This is a genomic window from Curtobacterium sp. MCLR17_055 (assembly GCF_003234305.1).
In the GTDB taxonomy this organism is placed as follows: domain Bacteria; phylum Actinomycetota; class Actinomycetes; order Actinomycetales; family Microbacteriaceae; genus Curtobacterium; species Curtobacterium flaccumfaciens.
Window position 1 is genome coordinate 1 of record NZ_QKSX01000016.1, and the last position, 18,940, is coordinate 18,940.

The following is an 18,940-nucleotide window of genomic DNA, read 5'->3' on the forward strand; positions in this document are numbered from 1 at the left end:
GTGCGGCGGGGCGGGGCGGCGCGCTGGTTTCGCACGGTGCGAGGTTCGTCAGCCGGAGCGGGGTTGGTGGCTCCGTGCGGCACCGCAACCCCGCACCGAGCCTCCGACGGCGCACCCGCCGACGAAGTCCGCACCGTGCGACCCCGGCTCCGCGAATCCCGCACGGTGCCGTCTCCGCCACACCGTGCGGGGCTGGTGGCTCCGTGCGGCACCACAACCCCGCACCGAGCCTCCGACGGCGCACCCGCCGACGAAGTCCGCACCGTGCGACCCCGGCTCGACAGCACGACAAGTCCGCACGGTGCGAGCCGAGCGCGTCAGCGTCGAGCAGGCCGCGCGGGCGGGGGCGGCGGGACGGGCTTCGCGGCGACGACGTCGGCGAGCCGGACCTCGACCGGGCCGCGGCGGCTCGCGATCGTCACGGCGTCCGGCGTCCGGGCGACCAGGTCGCCGAGGGCGTCCTGCGCGCCGTCCCCGTGGTGCGCCCGGACCACGAGGCGGTCCCCGATCGCGGCGTCGCGCAGCACCCCGAGGGCACGGGCCCGGGCGATCGCCGCCTGTTCGTCCGCATGCACCGCCCCAGGGTACGGGCCGCCTAGAGTGTCGGCATGGAGAAGGCCCGGGTCGACAGCTGGATCTGGGCCGTCCGGATCACCAAGACCCGGTCGGCCGCGACTGCCGCGTGCAAGGCCGGTCACGTCCGGGTGAACGGGGAGCGCGCGAAGCCGGCCCAGCCGATCGGCCCCGGTGACGAGGTGCGGGTGCGCCAGAACGGCTTCGACCGCATCGTCATGGTCACCGGCATCATCCTGAAGCGGACGAGCGCACCCGAGGCTGCGAAGCACTTCGAGGACAAGACCCCGCCGCGGCTGTCGAAGGAAGAGGCCGGCTTCGTCCCGATGCGCGATCGCGGTGCCGGACGGCCGAGCAAGCGGGAGCGCCGCGACCTCGAGAAGCTCCGCGGTTACTGACGTTCCGCGGACCCGGACCCGGACCCGGGCACGTGGACATCGACCACGATCTCGAACGTGTCGGACTCGACCTCGATCCGTTCTCCGGTCCACGGGGCCTCGAGGTGCCCGTCGTCGTCCGGATCGGATCCGCCCAGCGCGCGACCGGACGGGATGCGGTGGACGGGGATGCGGGTGCCGTCCTCCGCGACGACGAACAGATCGGCCACACGACCACGGAACTCCGTGATGCCGAACGGGTCGTCGTGGTGCCGGGACTCGGCGAACCGCGGCGTCCTGCCGTACGCGGTGAACGCCGCCGTGGTCTGCCGTTCGTAGGCGGGCCCGCAGCAGTCGTGCTCCCACCCGCCGACCACGACGACTACCTCTTCGCGCATGCCGTGATCGTACGACGCGTCGGACGGTGACGGTCGGAGCCCGGGTCGAGGGTCAGGCGTCAGGCGTCGGGCCGCAGGCGTCAGGGTCAGACGAAGCGGACGGTCTGCTGCAGGCGGTCGCGGATCTCGAACACGTCGACGGAACCCGCCGGCGACCAGCCGCCGTTCAGCACCTGGGCGAGCGCACTCCGGCGGACGACGAGCGCGGTGGGCTTCTTCGGGGAGCCGACGAGCTGCACGTCCTCGGTGACGGCGGCGTCAGGCACGACGAGCAGCCGCCCGGAGAACCGCACCCGGGTCTGCTTCTGCACGGCACGGGCGGCGCGGACGAGTTCCTTGACGGGTCGCTCCCCCGGTGCGAGCGTCTCGCCGACGATCTCGCCGTGCTCGACGCGGACCGGAGCGCCCCAGTCGATGGACTCGACGGCCCAGAGCCCGCTCGGGGTGAGGACGGCGTGGTCGAGCTTGCCCTCGGCTCCGGCGTCGAGGTCGTGCCACACCGTGACGCCGATCCCCATGTCGGAGACGATCAGCGCGGTCGCTTCTTCGGCCAGGGCCTCGGCGAGCAGGCGCCGGATGTGCCGGGGCGCGGAGCGGATGAGCGTGGGGTCGTACGGGTCCTCGATGGGGTCGCCGAGCCCGACCCACTCGCGTTCGGCCTGCAGGAAGACCTCGCGCGACCGACCGCCGGGGTGTCCGTGGGACCGGGCCCGGGGGCGGGTGTCGCGACGCGCTGCCGGGGGTGCGTAGGCGTCGCGACCGGTGTCACCCCTGCCGGCGGTCGCCCCGGACGCGCCGTACGCGCCGTACGCGCGGGACCCGACGTCGTACGCGCGCCGGGCCGCCGGCGTGCCGATGCGCTCCCATGCGAGCTGGACCTGGCGGAAGCGCTGGGCGTCGCCGCCGAGGTCGGGGTGCGTCTCGCGGGCCGCCCGCCGGTAGGCGCGGCGGAGCGCTTCGTCGTCAGCCGTCGCGGGGACGCCGAGGACTTCGTAGGGGGTGGCGTCGGCCGGGCTGTCCGTCATGGCCCTGCGACATTACCGGAGGCAGTGTCGGAGTCCGCCGCATGGTTGCTGGGTGCGGTCTGGAGGGGCGGTGCGGCCGGGCAGCCTCGGCACACGGTCCGCAGGTGGTCGCGTCAGACCACCGTGGTCGCGACGGGCGCACCGAGGAACGCCGCGAACCGCGCGGCCGCCGCCTCGAGTGCTCGGACGGACGACGCGTCGAGGGCACCGAAGGGTGTGACGGTCACGAGGTGCCCGGCCCGGCGCTCGGTGCGCTTCCAGGTGCCGACGACGCGACCGCGGACGACGGCCATCGGCAGGAACATGCCGTTGGCCCCGGGGACGACCCGGTCGGCGTGCTCGGGGTCGAGCTGCGCGGACCGGTCGGCGTACCCGAGCAGGTACTCGTCGAAGCCGGGGAGCAGGTGCCCGGTGGGGACGCGCGCGGCTGCCGGCCGGTCGGCGAGGTCGAGGAGCCCGTCGCCGAGGTCCTCCACCGCGTTCCCCGCCGCCGCCCGCGCCCGGCGGAGGTCACCGAGCGGCAGCTTCGTCCAGCTCGCGGCGTCGGCCTCGGTCGCGGGGCCACGGCCGCGCAGGTACCCGAGCAGGACCCGGCGGAGGGCTTCGTCGCGGTCCGGCGGGTCAGCGGTGGCGGGTGCCCACTCGTCGAGCAGCACGAGCCCCTGCCCGACGCGGGCGGTGGGGCCCCAGGCGACGAGGCCCTCCTGCGCGAGCTGCAGGACCAGGTGGTAGCCGCGGCCTCCGGCCGGGTCGATGCCCGCAGCGCGGTACGCCGCGAACAGGTCGTCTCGGACCAGCGCGCGACCACCGACCAGGGCCGCGATCGTCGCGTCCCGGGCCCGGCCGAGCAGGGCGTCGTCGATGCCGAGCTCGGCGGCGCGTCGGGCGATCGTGCGGAGCGTCCGTTCGGCGGTGAGCGAGAGCAGCAGGCGCAGGTCGTCGGGGCGCAGGGCGTGCAGGGTGCCGCGCATCGGCCACGAGCGGACGAGTTCCCCGCGGTCGAAGGCTTCACGGACGTCGTCCCGCGTCGATCCGGGAGCGCGGACCCCGATGGCCCAGAGCACCTGGCCGAGGTCCTGCCCCTGCACCGCCAGCATCCGCTCGACGACCTCGGTGGGTCGCAGTCCGGGTGCCGCGATGCCCTGCGCCGCGAACCGCGCCGTGCGGAGCCGCGCGGGGCTGGTGGTCACGCGACGGCGGCGGTGACGGCGTCGGCGTGCTGCTCCAGGTAGGCGACGTCGGCGCGGTACAGGTCGGCGTGGCCGTGCTGCAGGTCGCTGACGAACTTCGGGTTGCCGGCGGCGGCCTCGTGCTCGATCGTCGTGACCAGGGCGACGAGGGACGCGATCATCGTCTCGGCCAGGACGCCCCGGGAGCGGTCGTCGAGGGCGTAGGCGCGGCAGAACTCGGCGGCGCGCGCGAGCCGCTCGTCGAGGTCGGGGGCGGTCGATCCCTCGACAGCGCCGGTGGTGAACGGTGCGAACCGGTAGACGGCACTCGCGACGTCCCAGACGCGGGGGCCGGGGTGCGCGGTGTCGAAGTCGATCAGGCCGACGGCGGCGATGCCGTCGTAGACGCAGTTGTACGGGGCGAAGTCGCCGTGCACGATCGTCTCGACGGGGGCACGGTCGGCCTGGGACCAGAGGTCGTCGGTGGCGCTGCGCGGGAAGCTCGCGGCGGCGTCGTGGAACTGGCGGAGCAGTCGGGCGCTGGTGACGAGGGCGGCCTCGCTGGCGATGTCCTCGGTCCAGGGGTACTCGCCCGCGACACCGGGGACGAACGAGACCGTCTCGAGGGTGTCACCGAGGGCGATCGGTTCGGGGGCTGCGACGAACCCCTGCTCGTGCAGGTGGGCGAGCAGCCGGTGCACCGTGGGGGTCCACGGCCCGGCGGGGCGGTGGACTCGGTCGTCGGCCCTGGTGATGCGCTCCAAGGGGAACCTCCTGCATGTTGCGTCTCCGTTGACGGAGGGCCAGCGTACCGGCAGCGACCGACGGCCGCTCGGTCACCATCCGGAACACGGCGGTCCAGGCGGCTACAGCTGGTCGCGCAACCAGGACGGCCCGTGGACGACCGCGCCGAGGGCCTCGACGCGGTCGCGGAGCTCGCGGTCGGCCGTCACGACGACGACCGGCCCGTCGCCGGCCTGCACCGCGGCCCGCGCGGACGCGACGATGGCGTCGTCGCCGGAAGCCGGAGCACGGACGACGTCGACAGCGCCGGTGGCGGCGGCGCGGTCAGCGCCGACAGCGCGGTCCGCACCGCCGTCTCCACCAGCACCACCCACGTCCGCAGCGGCCCGGGCCTCCCCCTCGAGCACCACGGTCCACCGCGGCCACCACCGGGCGAACGGCAGGTCGAGCAACGATGCGGAGACCCCGCCCGCGGCGAGCGCCGACACCTGTGCCAACAGTCGCGATGCGGCGCCGGCTCGGTCCTTCCACCAGCCGTCGGGCACGCTGCCGACGACGTTGGCCGCGTCGACGACGACGTGCGGGGTGGTCGCGATCGTGGCGCGGAGCGTCGGCCACGACCTGCCGAAGCCGGGGTGCAGGGGCAGGTCGTCGACCTGGTCGATCGGGATCCACGACAGGGCGAGGCTCTCGCGGTCGGCGATGACGGGTTCGAAGGGTCGGGAGGCGCGCCCCACGACGGTCGTGTAGGTCCAGAAGCCCAGGTCGAGCAGCGCGGTGTGGCGCAGGGCGATCGCGTCGTCGGGCACGCCGGCTTCTTCGGCGGATTCGCGGAGGGCGGCGGTCACCGCTGCTTCGCCCTGGTGCCGTGCGCCGCCGGGGATGCCCCAGGTGCCGCCGTGGTGGCTCCACTCGACGCGGTGCTGCAGGAGCACGCGGCCGGCGCCGTCGTCGACGAGCAGGCCGGCGGCGCCGAAGCGTCCCCACGCCTTGGTGCCGTCGGGGCCGACCGCCCAGGCGTCGCCGGGGTCGCGGGGGCCGGGTGGGGGCCCGGGGGGCATTGCGTCTGGCACGGTCCAACCCTGGCACACGGTGCCCGGAGCGGGCCTCGAAGTGGTCACCGGGCGTCGTGTACGGTGTCGCTCGAGACACGGGGTGCCGCATCCAGCGGCTGAGATCACACCCGTCGAACCTGCTCGAGCTCGTACTCGCGAAGGGATCGTCCATGGAAACCGTTGCGCCCTCCCCTGCCTGGGCCCACCGAACCGCCGAACTGCTCGAGGCCGTGCGTGCCCGGGCCCCGCTGGTGCAGTGCATCACGAACACCGTCGTGCAGAACGTCACGGCGAACGTGCTGCTCGCGCTCGGGGCCTCGCCCGCGATGGTCGACGTGCCGACCGAGGCGGGGCCGTTCGCCCGCGTCGCCGATGCCCTGCTGGTGAACACCGGGACCCCGCACGCCGAACCGCGGGTCGCCGCGCTCGAGGCCGTGCACGCCGCCCGTGACGCGGGGACCCCGTGGGTCCTCGACCCGGTGGCGGTCGGCTCGCTGCCGGTGCGGACCGCCCTGGCACGCGACCTGCTCGCGCTGCGCCCGACGGTGCTGCGGGGCAACGCGTCCGAGGTGCTCGCCCTGCTCGGCGACTCGGCCGGTGGCCGCGGGGTCGACAGCACGGTGGGCACGGAGGACGCCCGGGTCGCGTCCGTCGCTGCTTCGGACGGGAGGCTCGTGGCCGCGGTGGCCGTGTCGGGTGCGGTCGACCTGCTGGTCGCGCCGGGCATCGGTGTGGTCCGGGTGGCGAACGGGACCGACCTGCTGACACGCATCACCGGTGGTGGATGTGCGCTCGGCGCGGTCGTCGCCGCGTTCACGTCGGTCGCGCCGGAGGACGCGGGTGCCGCTGCCGTCGCCGCCACCGCCGTGCACACGATCGCCGCGGAGCTCGCGGCGCGGGATGCCGGTGGGCCGGGGACCTTCCAGCCGCTGTTCCTCGACCGGTTGGCGTCGCTGACCTCGGAGGACGTCGTCCGCGAGGCCCGGATCACGGTCGAGACCGCTCCTGTCGGTGCCCGGGCGGTGTCGGCATGAGCGGGCTGCAGTCTGCGGGGTTCGGCGTCTACCTGGTGACCGACGGTGCCCTGGCCGACCGGCACGGCATCGGGGTGCTCGGGGTCGTCCGTGCCGCCGTGCACGCCGGGGTCCGGATCGTGCAGGTACGGGACAAGGACGCCTCGGCGCGTGACCTGCTGGCACTCACCGCGGCGGTCGCCCACGCCGTCGGGGACCGTGCGACGGTGGTGGTCGACGACCGGCTCGACGTCGCCCTCGCCGCACGGCACGCGGGACACCGGGTCGCGGGCGTGCACCTCGGCCAGTCCGACGTCCCCGTGACCGCCGCCCGTGCCCTGCTCGGCGCGGACGCCCACGTGGGCCTCACCGCGAACACGCTCGCGCACCTGGCTGCCGTCGAGCGACTCCCCCGCGGCACCGTGGACCTGCTCGGCGTCGGGGTCGTGCACCCCACGGCGACGAAGGCGGACCACCCGCCGGCGCTGGGCCACGACGGGTTCGCCCGGCTGGCCGCCGCGACCGACGTGCCGTGCGTGGCGATCGGCGGCGTGACCCTCGACGACGTCGCGCCGCTCCGGGCTGCCGGTGCCGCGGGGGTCGCGATCGTGTCGGGCATCTGCGCTGCGGCCGACCCCGGATCCGCGGCGGCGGCGTACGTGGCCGCGTGGGGCCCTGGACCCGACCACGGGACGGAGGCGAGGCCGTCAGGTGATGGCGATCCGCACCTCCAGGCCGACGTGACGCACCACGGGGCGGACGCATGAGCGTCCCACGGGTGCTGAGCATCGCCGGGACCGACCCGACGGGCGGGGCCGGGATGCAGGCGGACCTCAAGGCGATCGCCGCGCACGACGGGTACGGGATGGGGGTCGTGACGGCGCTCGTCGCGCAGAACACGCACGGGGTGCGATCGGTGCACGTGCCGGACGTCGGGTTCCTGCGGGAGCAGCTCGACACGGTGTCGGACGACGTCGTGGTCGACGCGGTGAAGATCGGGATGCTCGGCACGGCCGACGTCGTGCGGGTCGTGACGGACTGGCTGCGGGAGCACCGGCCGCCGGTGGTCGTCGTCGACCCGGTGATGGTGGCGACGAGCGGGGACCGGCTGCTCGACGAGGACGCGGCGGCGGCCATGGGGGCGCTGTTCGCGCTCGCCGACCTGGTGACGCCGAACCGGGCCGAGCTCGTGGTGCTGGCGGAGCTGGCCGGGGTGTCGTCGTCGGCTTCGTCGCTGGCGGCGGCGCGTGCCGTGGCGGCGCGCTGGGACGTCCTGGTGCTGGCGAAGGGTGGGCACGACGAGGGGCCGACCTCGGACGACGTGCTCGTGGCACCGGACGGCACCGTACGGGTGTTCACGGGTCCCCGGGTCACGACGACGAACACGCACGGCACCGGGTGCTCGCTCTCCAGTGCGATCGCGACGCTCACCGCGCGGCACGGCGACTGGGAGCTCGCGGTCGGGGTGGCGAAGGAGTGGCTGACGGCGGCGCTCCGCGGGGCCGATGCTCTGTCGGTCGGGAGCGGCAACGGTCCGGTCGACCACGGGGCGCAAACGCGGGCAGCCATGCCGGCGCTGTCGTACACGGACGTGTGGTGGGCGGATGCGGCATCGGTGCTGCAGGAGACGATCGACTGCGCGTTCCTGATGGGGCTCCGGGACGGGACGCTCGAACCGGAGGTGTTCGCGGGCTACCTGGCGCAGGACGTCCACTACCTGCGGGCGTACGAGCGGCACCTGGCGGCGCTCGGGGTCGGCGCTTCCGGTGCCGGTTCGGGTGCTGGTGCTGGCGATGGCGCTGCCGCTGGCGGTGCTGCTGCGTTCTGGGCCGCGGCTGCGCAGGGGTGTGCCGACGAGGCGCGCGACCTGCACCACCGTCGGCTGGCCGGCTCGCACGCCGACGATCCCGTGCACCCCACGTGCGCCGGGTACCTCGCGCACCTGCAGGAGGCCGCCGACTCCGGCTCCCGTGCGGTGCTCGCCGCCGCGGTGCTGCCGTGCTTCCGGGTCTACGCCTGGGTCGGGTCGCAGCTCGGGGTCGCTCCGGACGGGCACGCCTTCGCGGACTGGATCACGGCGTACGGGGACCCGGGGTTCGCGGCGTCGAGTGCCGAGGCGACCCGGCTCGTCGAGGAGGCAGCCCGTGCGGCGACGCCCGACGAGCGGGGGCGGATGGCGCGGGCGTTCCGGCGTTCGGCGGAGTGGGAGCTCGCGTTCTTCCGGATGCCGACGGCAGGGGCTGCTGGTGCCGGGGCCACCGCGGCTGCGGGCGGCGCGGTCACGGCGGGCGGTGCGGTCGGGGCCACCGCGGCTGCGGGCGGCGCGGTCGGTGCCGCCGAAGCGACACTGCTGCGCTGACGGCCGTCGAACACCCCGCGAAAGCGACAGATGTCCGGAGAAGTTCCGCAGGGATCTGTCGCTTTCGGGAACGGGGCGCGCCGACACAGGCCGGCGACCGGGACTAGCGGGCGGCCGGCGGCAGCCGCACCAGTTCGACGGAGAGCTCGGTGCCGTTCACCGTGCCGCGCATCCACGTGTGGTCGGGCTGGCGACGGCGGTCGGTCGGCGAACCGGGGTTCAGCAGGCGCATCCCCGACGGCGCCACGGTGTCCCACGGGATGTGCGAGTGGCCGAAGACGAGCACGTCGGTGTCCGGGTACTCGGCGTCCATCCGGCGCTCCCGACCGGTCGACGCCCCGGTCTCGTGCACCAGGGCGAAGCGCAGGTCCTCGACACCGAACCGGGCGACGAGCGGCAGCCGGTCGTCGAACTCCGGACCGTCGTTGTTGCCCCGCACGCCCTCGAACCGGCTGGACCGCGCCTGCACGGCGTCGAGGGTGGCCAGGTCGACCCAGTCCCCCGCGTGCACCACGAGGTCGGCCGCGTCGACGTCGTGCCACAGTCCGGGCGGCAGGTCCTTCGCGCGCTTCGGCAGGTGCGTGTCGGACAGCAGGACGAACGACGTCGTCACGACTCGGTGGGCGCCGGCATCGGGAGCCCGGCCTCGTCCGAGGCGCCGAGGCGCTCCAGCAGCCCGGCGAGCAGTGCGATGTCGTCGTCCGACCAGTCGGCGAGCCGTTCGTCGAGCGCGTCCCGGTGCAGCTGCACCGACCGCTCGAGCGCGGCGCGGCCGGCGTCGGTCGCCTCGAGCGGCTTCGCGTTGCCGCTGCCGCCGTCGGTCGTCCGCACCAGTCCGGTCGCGAGGAGCCCGGACAGCTGCCGCGAGATCGTCGAACGGTTCAGGCGCAGGTAGCGGGCGATGTCGATGGCCATGCAGCCCGGGTGCTGGACGACGAAGTCGACGAGGGACTGGTCGACGACGCTCAACACCTGGTCCGAACCGCGGGCCCGGATGCTCGCCCGACGGGTGATGCGGGCGAGCTCGGTGTACGCCCGGCTGATGTCGCTGTTGCGGACCCTCGAACTCGGGTGGTCCATGGTGGCTCCAGCCTGTCTGTGCCGGCGCCGGCCGGCGGTCTTCTCGTCCGGTCACACTACCGGCGGGTCCGCGGAGAGTGGGGTCAGTGACCGGAGGCCGCGGCCTGCAGTGCGGGGATGTCCAGCTTGACCATCTGCATCATGGCCTCGAAGACGCGGGCGTTGGCCTCCGGATCACCCGATCCGCTCATCAGCTCCCCCAGCATCGACGGGTCACCTGCCACGCCAGACCCCAGCGGTCGGTCAACCACCCGCACGCCGTCGGGCTCCCGCCGTCGGCGAGCAGGGCGTCCCACAGCCGGTCGAGCTCGTCCTGCGTGTCCACGTCGATCTGGAACGAGACCGCGTCGGTGTGCGGGTGCCCGGGGCCGCCGTTCATCGCGCGGTACGGGGCGCCGAGCAACGTGAACTCCACGACCAGGGCACGGCCGTCGGGCATCCGGCTGACGCTGTCGACGCGGCTGTCGGGGAACAGTCCGACGTAGTACTCGGCCGCCTGTTCGGCCTGGTCGTCGTACCAGAGGAACGGGGTGATGGTGGGCACGGGAGCCCCTTCGTTCGGTGCTCAGTCCGCGGCGCTGCGGCTGAGCAGGTCGGCTTTCTCGGGGTGTTCGTCGAACCACTTGCCGACGAACCAGCACATCGGGACGATACGTTTCGTGGTCGACGACTCGACGTCGGCGACGGCGTACTCGACGAGTTGCGCCGCGTAGCCGTGGCCGCGGTGCTTCGGGACCGTGTACGTGTGCGGGAACGCCACCGCGTCACCGTTCACCCGGTAGTCGAGCACGCTCACGAGCTCGCCGCCGACGTACATCGCGTAGCGGTCCTGGTCGGTCTCGTCGCGGAAGTCGGGGTCCATGCCGCCATCATGCTCCCGGCGGGGCGTTCGCGCCCCCGGGGAATGCACGACGGCGGGCAGCGTTGCAGGGACACCATGACAACCATCGGAATCATCGGCGCCGGCAACATCGGATCCCAGCTCGCTCGACTCGCGGCACGGAACGGCCACCAGGTCGTCATCGCGAACTCCCGCGGCCCGGAGACCCTGACCGACCTGGTCACGGAACTCGGCGACGGCGCACGCGCAGCGACCCGCGACGAGGCAGCCGCAGCGGGCGAGATCGTCGTCGTGACGGTGCCGCTCGCCGCGATCGAGACGATCCCCGTCGAGCCCCTCGTCGGCAAGGTCGTCATCGACACCAACAACTACTACTGGGAGCGCGACGGCCACATCGCCGCCCTCGACGACCAGTCCACGACCACGGCCGAGATGCTGCAGGACCACCTGCCCGGCGCCCGTGTCGTGAAGGCGTTCAACCACATCGGCGCCGACGACCTCACCGGCCACGCGACGCCCGCCGGCACCCCCGATCGTCGTGCCCTCGTCATCGCCGGCGACGACGGCTCCGCCAAGCAGACCGTCGCCGAGCTCATCGACGCGTTCGGCTTCGACGTCGTCGACGCCGGGCCGCTCGCCGAGGGCTGGCGCATCCAGCGGGACACCCCCGGCTACGGCCCGCGGATGACCGCCGCCGAGCTGCGCGACGCCCTGGCCGCCGCGACGCGCTAGCGACGCGCCCCCGACGCAGTTTCGCGCTGAGCGACACCTCACGGGCTCCGCAGCCCGTGACCTGTCGCTCGGCGCGAAACAACCGGGCGCGAAAGCCCGCTCAGGCCCGGTCGAAGATCGTCGTCATGTCGGCGATGTCGTCCTCGGTCGGCGGCGACCCCGAACTGGGGCTGCGATCCGCACAGCGGTTGCCGCTACAACTGAGCATGGATCAGTCGACGGAAGGAGCGCCGCAGTGGCAGCGCATCGCATGCCCGAATCGGACCGGCCCCGTCGGCCCGTCCCGGCCTGGGTGACCGCGCCGCCCGTCGACGAGGTCGCGCCCGAGCGGGTCGCCGCCGCAGGTCACGTGAACGCCTCCGGCCGGGAGGCCCGCCCCAGCCCCGCCTCGTCACGCGCCGCCCACGCGGCGCCGGTCCCACCGACCACGGTCGCCCCGGCAGGGAACGCCGCGGCTGAGCAGGCACCCGCCGCGCATGCGCCGGCCGCGCACGCACCGACGTCCGAGCCCGCGTCGATCGCCGCACTGGTCGAGGCCGACGCCCCCGTGCCCGACTTCCCGCCGCAGCAGGAACTGCTGCCCCCGGCCCCGACGTCGCCGAACGTGCACACCGTGCCGTTCGAGACCCCCGCGGTGCCGCCGTCGTCGGTCGTCCCTGCCTCCGGGCTCGTGGTGCCGGTCTCCCCGGTCGCCGCCGCACCCGCCTCGGCGGACGCCGCACCACTCGTCGCACCGCTCACCACCCCCTCGCCGGAGGCACCGACGACCGCCACACCCGCGGTGCCCGTCGCCGGACAGCCCCGGTTCTCGGTGCCCGGCCTCGAACACGTGGTCGTCGAGGGCACCGAACCCGAGCCCGTCGGCCCGATCGGCTACCGGACACCCCGACGCTTCGCCCACCAGCAGGCCGCCGCACGGTCGGCAGCACCCACACCCGCAGCCGCGGGGTCGTTCGACGCCGTGCTGCACGCGGCGCCCACCACCGCCGCTCCCGGCGGCACCGCCGTCGCGACCCCGAAAGCCCGGGCGACCACGGCCCTGGTCGCACCCACCCCGGTGCCGCAGGGTGCTGGCGGGGGCGAGGCGGGCCTCCCGACCGAACTGCTCGACCAGCCCGTGACCGCAGGCGCCGTGCCGGGGCCACGCCGTGCGCTCGGCGCGACCGCCGGTGCGGTGCTCGGTGCCGTCGCCGGGATCGCGACGATCGGTCTGGCTGCCTGGTGGTTCACCGCTCCGGCGACCGTGCACGGCGTCGGCGTGGTGCTCGGACTGCTCGCGTTGGTGCTCTCGATCGTGACACTGCGCGACCGCACGGCCACGTGGCAGCGACCGGTCGCGCTGCTCGGTGCGGTGCTCGGCGGTGTCGGCACGGTCGTGCTGCTGTGGGCGGTCGCGGCGGCGTTGCTGCCGCTCGCGGGCGTGACGCTGCCGGACGTCACCGGCACCGGCACGACCCCGACGCTCGCCCCGTAGCGCGGCGAGCGCTCAGACGCCGTCGTCTCGGCAGGACGCCGCGTCGACGTCGAGACGCCCCCGAAAGTCGCGGCGTCTCGACGTCGACGCGGCGTCGAGCCAACACGCCGGCGTCTCGTCGCGCTCACCATCCCGGAACACGCCGGCGTCTCGCCGCCGATGCACGCGCTCAGACGGCGCGGACGACCCCACGGGACACGATCGCGTTCGTCAGCGCGTCGATCGGCTCCCGCTGCACCGTCGGGTTTGCGATGAGGACGTAGTCCACCGCAGGCAGGTCCGGCAGCCCGAGCCGCTGCGACACCTTCACAAGGTCCGCGGGGATCAGCGAGTGCGGGAACACCGCGACGCCGATGCCCGCGCGCACCGCGGCGAGCATCCCGTTGACGTCGCGGGTGTTGCAGGTGATCCGCCAGGTGCGGCCGGCGGCCTCGAGGGCGTCGATCGCCATCTGCCGGCTGATGCTCGGCGCCTGGTACGCGATGAGCGGGACGGGTTCGCCGGGTTCCAGGGCGATGCCGTCCTGCGCCATCCACACCATCTGGTCGGTGGCGACCCGGGTGCCCTCGGCGGACTCCCCCGCCGTCTGCTTGATGAACACCAGGTCGAGCTGGCCGGCGTGCACCCGGCGGAGCAGCGGTGCCGACTGGTTCACCGTGAGCTCGAGGTTCACCTGCGGGTGCAGTCGTCGGAAGTCCCGCAGGATCCGCGGCAGCTGGGTGATGGCGAGGTCGTCCGCCGCCCCGAACCGCAGCCGCCCGCGGGTGGCCGCGCCGGAGAAGTAGGCGTCGGCGGTGGCGTGCGCGGCGAGGATCGTCCGTGCGAACCCGGCCATAGCGTCCCCGTTGTCGGTCAGGGCGACGCCGCGGGTGTCCCGGGCGACCAGGGTGCGCGCCACCGCGGTCTCGAGGCGCCGGACGTGCTGGGACACCGTCGGCTGGCTGATGCCGAGCCGGGTGCCGGCCTGCGTGAAGCTGCCGGTCTCCGCCACGGCCAGGAACGTCTGCAACAGGACAGGATCGAGCACGTCGCGCCTTCCGTCGGTGCGACCTCATTCGACATCGCAATGGAGTGATAGCCACCATAGGGGTATCGAATGGCCCGGCGCCACGTAGTTTCGTTGGGGTACCAGATCCACACCGACGTCCGGAGAACCCCGCACCGTGAGCGCGTCACCGACGACCCTCCCCCCGCCCACCGAACCGCTCCCGATCCAGGCCACGCGACCGCCGTGGCGCCACACGCTCATCGCCCTGTCCGTGCCGAACTTCCGGCTGTTCACGGCGACCAACCTGGTGGCGATGACCGCCGGCTGGATGCAACGCATCGCCCAGGACTGGCTCGTGCTGCAGCTGACCGGGTCGGTCGCGCAGGTCGGCATCACGGTCGCCTGCCAGTTCGCGCCGATGCTGCTGTTCGGGCTGCTCGGCGGCGTCCTGGTCGACCGGTTCTCGAAGCGCGCGCTCATGATGATCACCCAGGGAGCCTTCGCGGTGCTGTCCGCGCTGCTCGCCGTCCTGACGCTGGCCGGCGTCGTCCAGGCGTGGCACATCTGGGTGATCGCGTTCCTGGTCGGCATGGTCACCGTGATCGACAACCCGGCACGGCAGGTGTTCGTCACCGAGATCGTCGGGCACAAGCACCTGCGGAACGCCATCAGCGTGAACTCGTCGGTGTTCCAGCTCGGCGGCATGATCGGTCCGGCGCTGTCCGGGGCCCTGCTCGTCGCGGTCGGCGCGGGGTGGTCGTTCGGCGTGAACGCGATCGCCTGCGTCGCCGTCGTCGTGACGCTCGGGTTCCTGAAGGTCTCCGAACTGCACCGCACACCACCGGCGCCCCGCGGCAAGGGGCAGCTCGTGGAGGGCCTCCGCTACGCCGTGCACAAGCCGACGATCATCGTGCCGGTGATCCTCGTCGCGTTCTTCTCGGTGTTCGCGCTGACGATGCCCGTGCTGCTGTCCGCCTTCGCGTCACAGGTGTACGACGTCGGCGCTGGCGGCTACGGGGTGTTCAACTCCGCCGTGGCGATCGGCGCCCTGGTCGGTGCGCTGCTCTCCACCCGGAGGGCCGTCGTCCGGCTCCGCACCATCGTCGGCGGGGTGTTCTGGACGGGCGTGCTGCTCGTCGTCTCGGGGTCGATCCCGGCGATCGCACCGTTCACCGTCGCGCTCGTGGCGGTGGGGATGTCGCAGCTGCTGTTCCAGACCGCGTCGAACTCGCTCGTGCAGCTGTCGTCGAACGTGGCGATCCGCGGCCGGGTGATGTCGCTCTACGTCCTCGTGCTGCTCGGTGGACAGGCGATCGGCGGGCCGCTGATGGGCCAGATCGTCGACCGCTTCGGTGCGCACGTGGGGATGATGGTCGCCGGAGGCGTGCCGGCTGCGGCCGCCGCCGTGATCGCGCTCGTGCTCGCCCGCCGGGGCGGCCTGCACCTGGCGGTGCGGATGCGCCACCACCTGCCGGTGCCGGCGATCGTCGCGCACTGACGCGGGCCCTGGCGGTGACCACCCGCCGGCCTGGAGGCCCGTGGCAGCCCCGCCCCGTGCCTCCCGTCCGCCCCTTGGTCACGTCGGGTGGTTCGCAAAACACCGGTGTTCACGCTCGACGCCGCGGGATCCCGCGGTGCGTTGCGTGAACACCGGTGTCTTGCGAGGGGCAGTGCCTCAGTAGGCGACGCCGAACCGCGCCTGGTGGTGCGCCGGGGTGACGATCTCGTCGACGAACGCGATGGCGTAGTCGGCGCCGGAGATGTCCGAGTTGCCCTCGGCGTCGGCGAGCAGGACCTCGTCCGAAGCGCGGTAGGTGCCGCGACGCTCGCCCGGGTTGTAGCTGCCGAAGGCCGCGGCGGGGCTCACGTAGAACCAGTCGACCTCGGTGTCCGACGCACGGAGGGCGTCGAGGATCTGCGCGTGGCTCTTCGCCTCGCCCTTGAAGGCGTCCGGGAAGCCGTCGGTGTCGAAGAGGCGGGGGCCGTCCTCGGACACGCGCATCGAGCCGGCACCGCCGACGATGCCGAGCCGCGCACCGGCTGCAGCGGCGGCGTCGACGAAGTGCTGGAACTTGTCCTTCAGCTCGCTGCCGTCGGCCTGCACGGCGTGGAGCGAGACGATGACGACGTCGGCACCCTTGGTGACCTCGGACACGAAGTCGGCGTCGAACGCGTCACCCTGCGCCAGGGTGAGACCCTCGGCCGGCTCGAGCTTGCTCGTGTCGCGGGCGACCGCGGTGACGGTGATGCCGCGGGAGAGTGCCTCGTGGGTGATGGCGGAGCCGGCGTAACCGGTGCCTCCGAAGACGACGATGTTGGTCATGGTGTTCCCTTCGTGGACGTGCTGGGCGTCGGTGACGTTGACAGTCACCGTACAAGAGTTACTCTCTTTGAGTAAGTAGGCACCTGGCGGTGCGTTGCGGAGGACACCATGTCAGCACTCGAGTACAGCCCCTACGCGGCGGACTGCCCCAGTCGGCAGCTGCTCGACCGCATCGGCGACCGGTGGAGCGTGCTGACGATCGGCGCCCTCGCCGACGGTCCCGCACGGTACTCGGCGGTGGCGGCCCGGGTGCAGGGGGTCTCGCAGAAGATGCTCACCCAGACGCTGCGGGCCCTCGAGCGCGACGGCATGGTGACGCGGACGGTGTTCCCCGAGATCCCGCCGCACGTGGAGTACGAACTGACCGAGCTCGGGCGATCGCTGCGCACGGTGCTCGTGCCGCTGGAGGACTGGGCCACCTCGCACATGCCCGACGTCGCCGAGGCGCGCGAGGGGTACGACGCGCGCTGAGCGACCTCGCACTCGGAATCCCCGACGGCGACGAGTGGTTGCCTGGGGACATGCGATCGATCGTCTACACGAAGCCCGGTGCCAGCAGCGTCCTCGAACTCGTCGAGCGGGAGATCCCGGAGCCCGGTGCCGGTGAGGTCCGCGTCCGCGTCGTCGTCTCCGGCGTCAACCCGACCGACTGGAAGGCCCGTGCCGGCGGCACGTACGGCGACGGACTGCCGTTCCCCGAGATCACGCCGAACCAGGACGGCGCCGGTGTCGTCGACGCCGTCGGCCCCGGAGTCGACGGGCTGGCCGTCGGCGACCGCGTCTGGCTGTTCATGGCGGCGGCGTCACGGCCGACCGGCACGGCACAGGAGTACACGGTCGTGCCCGAGTCGCGCGTGGTCCCGCTGCCCGACGGCGTCTCGTTCGACGTCGGCGCCTCGCTCGGCGTCCCCGCGATGACGGCGCACCGGGCCCTCACCACCCACGAGGACGGCCCCGCACGACTGGGGCCCGGAGCCCTCGACGGCTTCACCGTGCTCGTCGCCGGCGGCGCCGGTGCCGTGGGGCACGCCGCGATCCAGCTCGCCCACTGGGCCGGAGCGACCGTCATCACGACGATCAGCTCGGACGCGAAGGCAACCCTCGCCACGGCGGCCGGTGCCCACCACGTCGTCAACTACCGCGAGGAGGACGCCGCCGAGCGCATCCGGTCGATCGCGCCGGACGGTGTCGACATCGTCGTCGAGGTGTCGATCCCGCAGAACGCCGCGCTGGTCGCCGACGTGCTGGCGAACCACGGTGTCGTGTCGATCTACGCGAACAACGGCGGCGACGAGGCGAGCCTGCCGATCCGCCCGAACATGAGCGTGAACGCCCGCTACCAGTTCCTGCTGCTCTACACGATCGGCGACGAGGCGCTGTCCGCGGCGGCCGAGGACGTCACCGAGGCGCTGCACGACGGTGTGCTGCCGGTCGGCGAGGACGCCGGGCTCCCGCTCACCCGCTTCACGCTCGGGCAGACCGCCCAGGCGCACGACGCGGTCGAGCAGGACACGGTCGGCAAGGTGCTCATCGACGTGACCGAGGCGCCGTAGCTGCGACACCGGGGCAGGCTCGGGCTCGGGCGCGGGCTCGGGCTCCGGCTCCGGCTCCGGCTCCGGCTCCGGCTAAAACGAACGGCTCCCACGCATGCGTGGGAGCCGTTCGTCGTGGACGATGCGGGAGGGGTCAGCGACCCAGACGCGCGGCGATCGCTGCGGTGACCCGGAGCCGGGCTGCAACGCGCTCGCGTTCGATGTTGGCGGCGATGACGTCGAGGTCTTCGTAGTCGGCGTCGGTGGTGGTGTCGTTCCAGTTCGGCGAGGAGATCCGGGCACGCCCGAACGACGGCGGAGCAGGGTTCACGGTCGTCATGGGGGCATCGTACGTCGAGCGTCCGACAGAGCGTGTGAGCATCACGGGCCTTTCCTTGGATTGCGGTCGCGCTCGGGGAACGAGTAGGTCAACGAGAACGCGACGGCCATGAACGACGCCATCATCGCGATGTTCTTGGCGTCGAGTTCGGTGAAGGCGTCGGGGACCGGGGAGTCGACGGTGAGCATGCCGAACGAGTACTGGTCGGACCGGATCACCACCGAGACGTACGAGGTGTACCGCGGCTCGAAGCCCGGCAGGTCCTGGTCGACGTCGACGTCGGCCGAGCGGTCACCGACGATCCGGGGTGATCCGCCGACCAGCACCCACTCGAGGTTGCGGTCGCCGTAGGGCGTGCCGGCGCGGAAGACCCCGGCGGTGTCGCCGGCCCCACCGTGACCGATCGGCTCGAGCGCACGCAGATCGGTGGACAGCTGGTACACGTTGGCGCGGACGTCGGGCACCTTGGGCAGCAGGTAGAACGCCAGGGCCACGGCGACGCGGTCGGCGACGACCGAGAGTTCACCGTGGCGATCGGACCGGGGCAGCTCGGTGAACCGGACGAGTCGGGTGGCGATCTGGCCGAACGCGTACCGGACCGCCGTCGACTGCTCGAGCTCCGCCGCGGTGGCGTTGTCCTCGGCCACCGACCGGGCGGCGTCGCTGCGCCGGGTCCGGACCACCTGCACGGTCACGGCGCCGACGAGCACGACGAGCCCGAACGCGACGAGCGACAGTCGGACCGCCGGCGTGACGAACAGGTTCGGCAGCTGGAACGCTGCGGTGGGCGCAGCAGCCACCACGATCGGCCACACGACCGTGCCGACCCGTCCTGAACGCTGGTTCCCCATGACCACGACGCTAGGTCACGCCACCGACGCGGACGAAGTTGTCCACAGGCGGGTTCTCCACAGGAT

The 18,940-nt window shown here is 73.3% G+C and carries 23 protein-coding genes and 1 riboswitch; of the genes, 9 read left to right on the plus strand and 14 right to left on the minus strand.

The features are described 5' to 3' along the window. Positions 1-317: 317 nt before the first annotated feature. On the minus strand, positions 318-575 hold the full coding sequence (locus tag DEJ09_RS13795; RefSeq protein WP_258373907.1) for a hypothetical protein: 258 nt from the start codon (positions 573-575) through the stop codon (positions 318-320). A 33-nt stretch (positions 576-608) separates the two neighbouring features. Here DEJ09_RS13795 and DEJ09_RS13800 point away from each other — a divergent pair, with 33 nt between their 5' ends. Beyond that, positions 609-971 (plus strand): RNA-binding S4 domain-containing protein, encoded by a 363-nt coding sequence (locus tag DEJ09_RS13800; protein WP_071405402.1) that lies wholly within the window; start codon positions 609-611, stop codon positions 969-971. Here DEJ09_RS13800 and DEJ09_RS13805 read toward each other — a convergent pair. The 5 genes from DEJ09_RS13805 to DEJ09_RS13825 form a co-directional block, all read right to left on the minus strand. Further along, on the minus strand, positions 965-1,348 hold the full coding sequence (locus DEJ09_RS13805) for a hypothetical protein (protein ID WP_181433367.1): 384 nt from the start codon (positions 1,346-1,348) through the stop codon (positions 965-967). The two genes, DEJ09_RS13800 and DEJ09_RS13805, sit on opposite strands and share 7 nt — an antisense overlap. Before the next feature lie 86 nt (positions 1,349-1,434). Further along, the gene (locus DEJ09_RS13810; protein ID WP_111088958.1) at positions 1,435-2,373 is read right to left on the minus strand and encodes a DnaJ domain-containing protein; all 939 of its coding nucleotides are present in this window, start codon (positions 2,371-2,373) and stop codon (positions 1,435-1,437) included. Between the two features lie 113 nt (positions 2,374-2,486). Next, positions 2,487-3,563, minus strand: a complete 1,077-nt coding sequence (locus tag DEJ09_RS13815; RefSeq protein WP_111088959.1) for a winged helix DNA-binding domain-containing protein — start codon at positions 3,561-3,563, stop codon at positions 2,487-2,489. Beyond that, positions 3,560-4,306: a phosphotransferase enzyme family protein gene (locus DEJ09_RS13820; RefSeq protein WP_111095034.1), complete on the minus strand. Its 747-nt coding sequence runs from the start codon at positions 4,304-4,306 to the stop codon at positions 3,560-3,562. Before DEJ09_RS13820 ends, DEJ09_RS13815 begins: the two co-directional genes overlap by 4 nt. A 102-nt stretch (positions 4,307-4,408) precedes the next feature. Beyond that, positions 4,409-5,347, minus strand: coding sequence for an NUDIX domain-containing protein (locus DEJ09_RS13825; RefSeq protein ID WP_111088961.1), 939 nt, complete (start codon positions 5,345-5,347; stop codon positions 4,409-4,411). A gap of 80 nt (positions 5,348-5,427) precedes the next feature. Then, positions 5,428-5,523: riboswitch (TPP riboswitch) on the plus strand. On the opposite strand from DEJ09_RS13825, the gene thiM reads away from it, so the two are divergent. The 3 genes from thiM to thiD all read left to right on the plus strand — a co-directional run bounded on the left by thiM (position 5,512) and on the right by thiD (position 8,713). Continuing rightward, positions 5,512-6,375, plus strand: coding sequence for a hydroxyethylthiazole kinase (gene thiM / locus DEJ09_RS13830; RefSeq protein WP_181433368.1), 864 nt, complete (start codon positions 5,512-5,514; stop codon positions 6,373-6,375). Its footprint overlaps the riboswitch before it by 12 nt. Beyond that, the gene (gene thiE / locus DEJ09_RS13835) at positions 6,372-7,121 is read left to right on the plus strand and encodes a thiamine phosphate synthase (RefSeq protein ID WP_258373908.1); all 750 of its coding nucleotides are present in this window, start codon (positions 6,372-6,374) and stop codon (positions 7,119-7,121) included. The genes thiM and thiE overlap by 4 nt, the downstream gene beginning before the upstream one ends. Beyond that, positions 7,118-8,713: a bifunctional hydroxymethylpyrimidine kinase/phosphomethylpyrimidine kinase gene (thiD, locus tag DEJ09_RS13840; protein ID WP_111088962.1), complete on the plus strand. Its 1,596-nt coding sequence runs from the start codon at positions 7,118-7,120 to the stop codon at positions 8,711-8,713. The genes thiE and thiD overlap by 4 nt, the downstream gene beginning before the upstream one ends. Before the next feature lie 103 nt (positions 8,714-8,816). Here the strand turns inward: thiD and DEJ09_RS13845 are convergent, their stop codons facing one another. The 4 genes from DEJ09_RS13845 to DEJ09_RS13860 form a co-directional block, all read right to left on the minus strand. Beyond that, positions 8,817-9,326 (minus strand): metallophosphoesterase, encoded by a 510-nt coding sequence (locus DEJ09_RS13845; RefSeq protein WP_111088963.1) that lies wholly within the window; start codon positions 9,324-9,326, stop codon positions 8,817-8,819. Beyond that, positions 9,323-9,793: a MarR family winged helix-turn-helix transcriptional regulator gene (locus tag DEJ09_RS13850; protein ID WP_051596672.1), complete on the minus strand. Its 471-nt coding sequence runs from the start codon at positions 9,791-9,793 to the stop codon at positions 9,323-9,325. The genes DEJ09_RS13845 and DEJ09_RS13850 overlap by 4 nt, the downstream gene beginning before the upstream one ends. A 190-nt stretch (positions 9,794-9,983) precedes the next feature. Further along, the gene (locus DEJ09_RS13855; protein ID WP_258373909.1) at positions 9,984-10,337 is read right to left on the minus strand and encodes a VOC family protein; all 354 of its coding nucleotides are present in this window, start codon (positions 10,335-10,337) and stop codon (positions 9,984-9,986) included. A gap of 21 nt (positions 10,338-10,358) precedes the next feature. Further along, on the minus strand, positions 10,359-10,655 hold the full coding sequence (locus DEJ09_RS13860; RefSeq protein WP_111047405.1) for a GNAT family N-acetyltransferase: 297 nt from the start codon (positions 10,653-10,655) through the stop codon (positions 10,359-10,361). A gap of 75 nt (positions 10,656-10,730) precedes the next feature. Between DEJ09_RS13860 and DEJ09_RS13865 the strand changes: the two genes are divergently transcribed. Together DEJ09_RS13865 and DEJ09_RS13870 are read left to right on the plus strand one after the other, a co-directional pair. Continuing rightward, the gene (locus DEJ09_RS13865) at positions 10,731-11,366 is read left to right on the plus strand and encodes an NADPH-dependent F420 reductase (RefSeq protein WP_111088964.1); all 636 of its coding nucleotides are present in this window, start codon (positions 10,731-10,733) and stop codon (positions 11,364-11,366) included. Between the two features lie 235 nt (positions 11,367-11,601). After that, positions 11,602-12,840: a hypothetical protein gene (locus DEJ09_RS13870; protein WP_146245730.1), complete on the plus strand. Its 1,239-nt coding sequence runs from the start codon at positions 11,602-11,604 to the stop codon at positions 12,838-12,840. A 169-nt stretch (positions 12,841-13,009) separates the two neighbouring features. On the opposite strand, the gene DEJ09_RS13875 is transcribed toward DEJ09_RS13870, so the two are convergent. Then, positions 13,010-13,867 carry a LysR substrate-binding domain-containing protein gene (locus DEJ09_RS13875; RefSeq protein ID WP_111088966.1) on the minus strand — a complete coding sequence of 286 codons (858 nt, stop codon included), beginning with the start codon at positions 13,865-13,867 and terminating at the stop codon, positions 13,010-13,012. A 136-nt stretch (positions 13,868-14,003) separates the two neighbouring features. Between DEJ09_RS13875 and DEJ09_RS13880 the strand changes: the two genes are divergently transcribed. Continuing rightward, positions 14,004-15,326: an MFS transporter gene (locus DEJ09_RS13880; RefSeq protein ID WP_111088967.1), complete on the plus strand. Its 1,323-nt coding sequence runs from the start codon at positions 14,004-14,006 to the stop codon at positions 15,324-15,326. A gap of 177 nt (positions 15,327-15,503) precedes the next feature. Here the strand turns inward: DEJ09_RS13880 and DEJ09_RS13885 are convergent, their stop codons facing one another. Continuing rightward, on the minus strand, positions 15,504-16,151 hold the full coding sequence (locus DEJ09_RS13885) for an NAD(P)-dependent oxidoreductase (RefSeq protein ID WP_111030365.1): 648 nt from the start codon (positions 16,149-16,151) through the stop codon (positions 15,504-15,506). 108 nt (positions 16,152-16,259) lie between these two features. On the opposite strand from DEJ09_RS13885, the gene DEJ09_RS13890 reads away from it, so the two are divergent. Beyond that, the gene (locus tag DEJ09_RS13890) at positions 16,260-16,622 is read left to right on the plus strand and encodes a helix-turn-helix domain-containing protein (RefSeq protein WP_071247254.1); all 363 of its coding nucleotides are present in this window, start codon (positions 16,260-16,262) and stop codon (positions 16,620-16,622) included. A 50-nt stretch (positions 16,623-16,672) separates the two neighbouring features. Then, a complete protein-coding gene (locus DEJ09_RS13895) occupies positions 16,673-17,704 on the plus strand; it encodes an NADPH:quinone reductase (RefSeq protein ID WP_111088968.1) in 1,032 nt (343 codons plus the stop codon). Between the two features lie 133 nt (positions 17,705-17,837). Here the strand turns inward: DEJ09_RS13895 and DEJ09_RS13905 are convergent, their stop codons facing one another. After that, a complete protein-coding gene (locus DEJ09_RS13905) occupies positions 17,838-18,023 on the minus strand; it encodes a hypothetical protein (protein WP_027465208.1) in 186 nt (61 codons plus the stop codon). A gap of 41 nt (positions 18,024-18,064) precedes the next feature. Beyond that, complete coding sequence (locus DEJ09_RS13910) at positions 18,065-18,874, minus strand: GAF domain-containing protein (protein WP_071247251.1); 810 nt, start codon at positions 18,872-18,874, stop codon at positions 18,065-18,067. Positions 18,875-18,940 lie beyond the last annotated feature (66 nt).

What these genes read in the sequence shown, in the direction of transcription:
- DEJ09_RS13800 (WP_071405402.1), top strand. Translation starts at nt 609, where the DNA reads ATGGAGAAGGCCCGGGTCGACAGCTGGATCTGGGCCGTCCGGATCACC.
- DEJ09_RS13805 (WP_181433367.1), bottom strand. Translation starts at nt 1,348, where the DNA reads ATGCGCGAAGAGGTAGTCGTCGTGGTCGGCGGGTGGGAGCACGACTGC.
- DEJ09_RS13810 (WP_111088958.1), bottom strand. Translation starts at nt 2,373, where the DNA reads ATGACGGACAGCCCGGCCGACGCCACCCCCTACGAAGTCCTCGGCGTC.
- DEJ09_RS13825 (WP_111088961.1), bottom strand. Translation starts at nt 5,347, where the DNA reads ATGCCCCCCGGGCCCCCACCCGGCCCCCGCGACCCCGGCGACGCCTGG.
- thiM (WP_181433368.1), top strand. Translation starts at nt 5,512, where the DNA reads ATGGAAACCGTTGCGCCCTCCCCTGCCTGGGCCCACCGAACCGCCGAA.
- thiE (WP_258373908.1), top strand. Translation starts at nt 6,372, where the DNA reads ATGAGCGGGCTGCAGTCTGCGGGGTTCGGCGTCTACCTGGTGACCGAC.
- thiD (WP_111088962.1), top strand. Translation starts at nt 7,118, where the DNA reads ATGAGCGTCCCACGGGTGCTGAGCATCGCCGGGACCGACCCGACGGGC.
- DEJ09_RS13850 (WP_051596672.1), bottom strand. Translation starts at nt 9,793, where the DNA reads ATGGACCACCCGAGTTCGAGGGTCCGCAACAGCGACATCAGCCGGGCG.
- DEJ09_RS13860 (WP_111047405.1), bottom strand. Translation starts at nt 10,655, where the DNA reads ATGGACCCCGACTTCCGCGACGAGACCGACCAGGACCGCTACGCGATG.
- DEJ09_RS13865 (WP_111088964.1), top strand. Translation starts at nt 10,731, where the DNA reads ATGACAACCATCGGAATCATCGGCGCCGGCAACATCGGATCCCAGCTC.
- DEJ09_RS13885 (WP_111030365.1), bottom strand. Translation starts at nt 16,151, where the DNA reads ATGACCAACATCGTCGTCTTCGGAGGCACCGGTTACGCCGGCTCCGCC.
- DEJ09_RS13890 (WP_071247254.1), top strand. Translation starts at nt 16,260, where the DNA reads ATGTCAGCACTCGAGTACAGCCCCTACGCGGCGGACTGCCCCAGTCGG.
- DEJ09_RS13895 (WP_111088968.1), top strand. Translation starts at nt 16,673, where the DNA reads ATGCGATCGATCGTCTACACGAAGCCCGGTGCCAGCAGCGTCCTCGAA.
- DEJ09_RS13905 (WP_027465208.1), bottom strand. Translation starts at nt 18,023, where the DNA reads ATGACGACCGTGAACCCTGCTCCGCCGTCGTTCGGGCGTGCCCGGATC.
- DEJ09_RS13910 (WP_071247251.1), bottom strand. Translation starts at nt 18,874, where the DNA reads ATGGGGAACCAGCGTTCAGGACGGGTCGGCACGGTCGTGTGGCCGATC.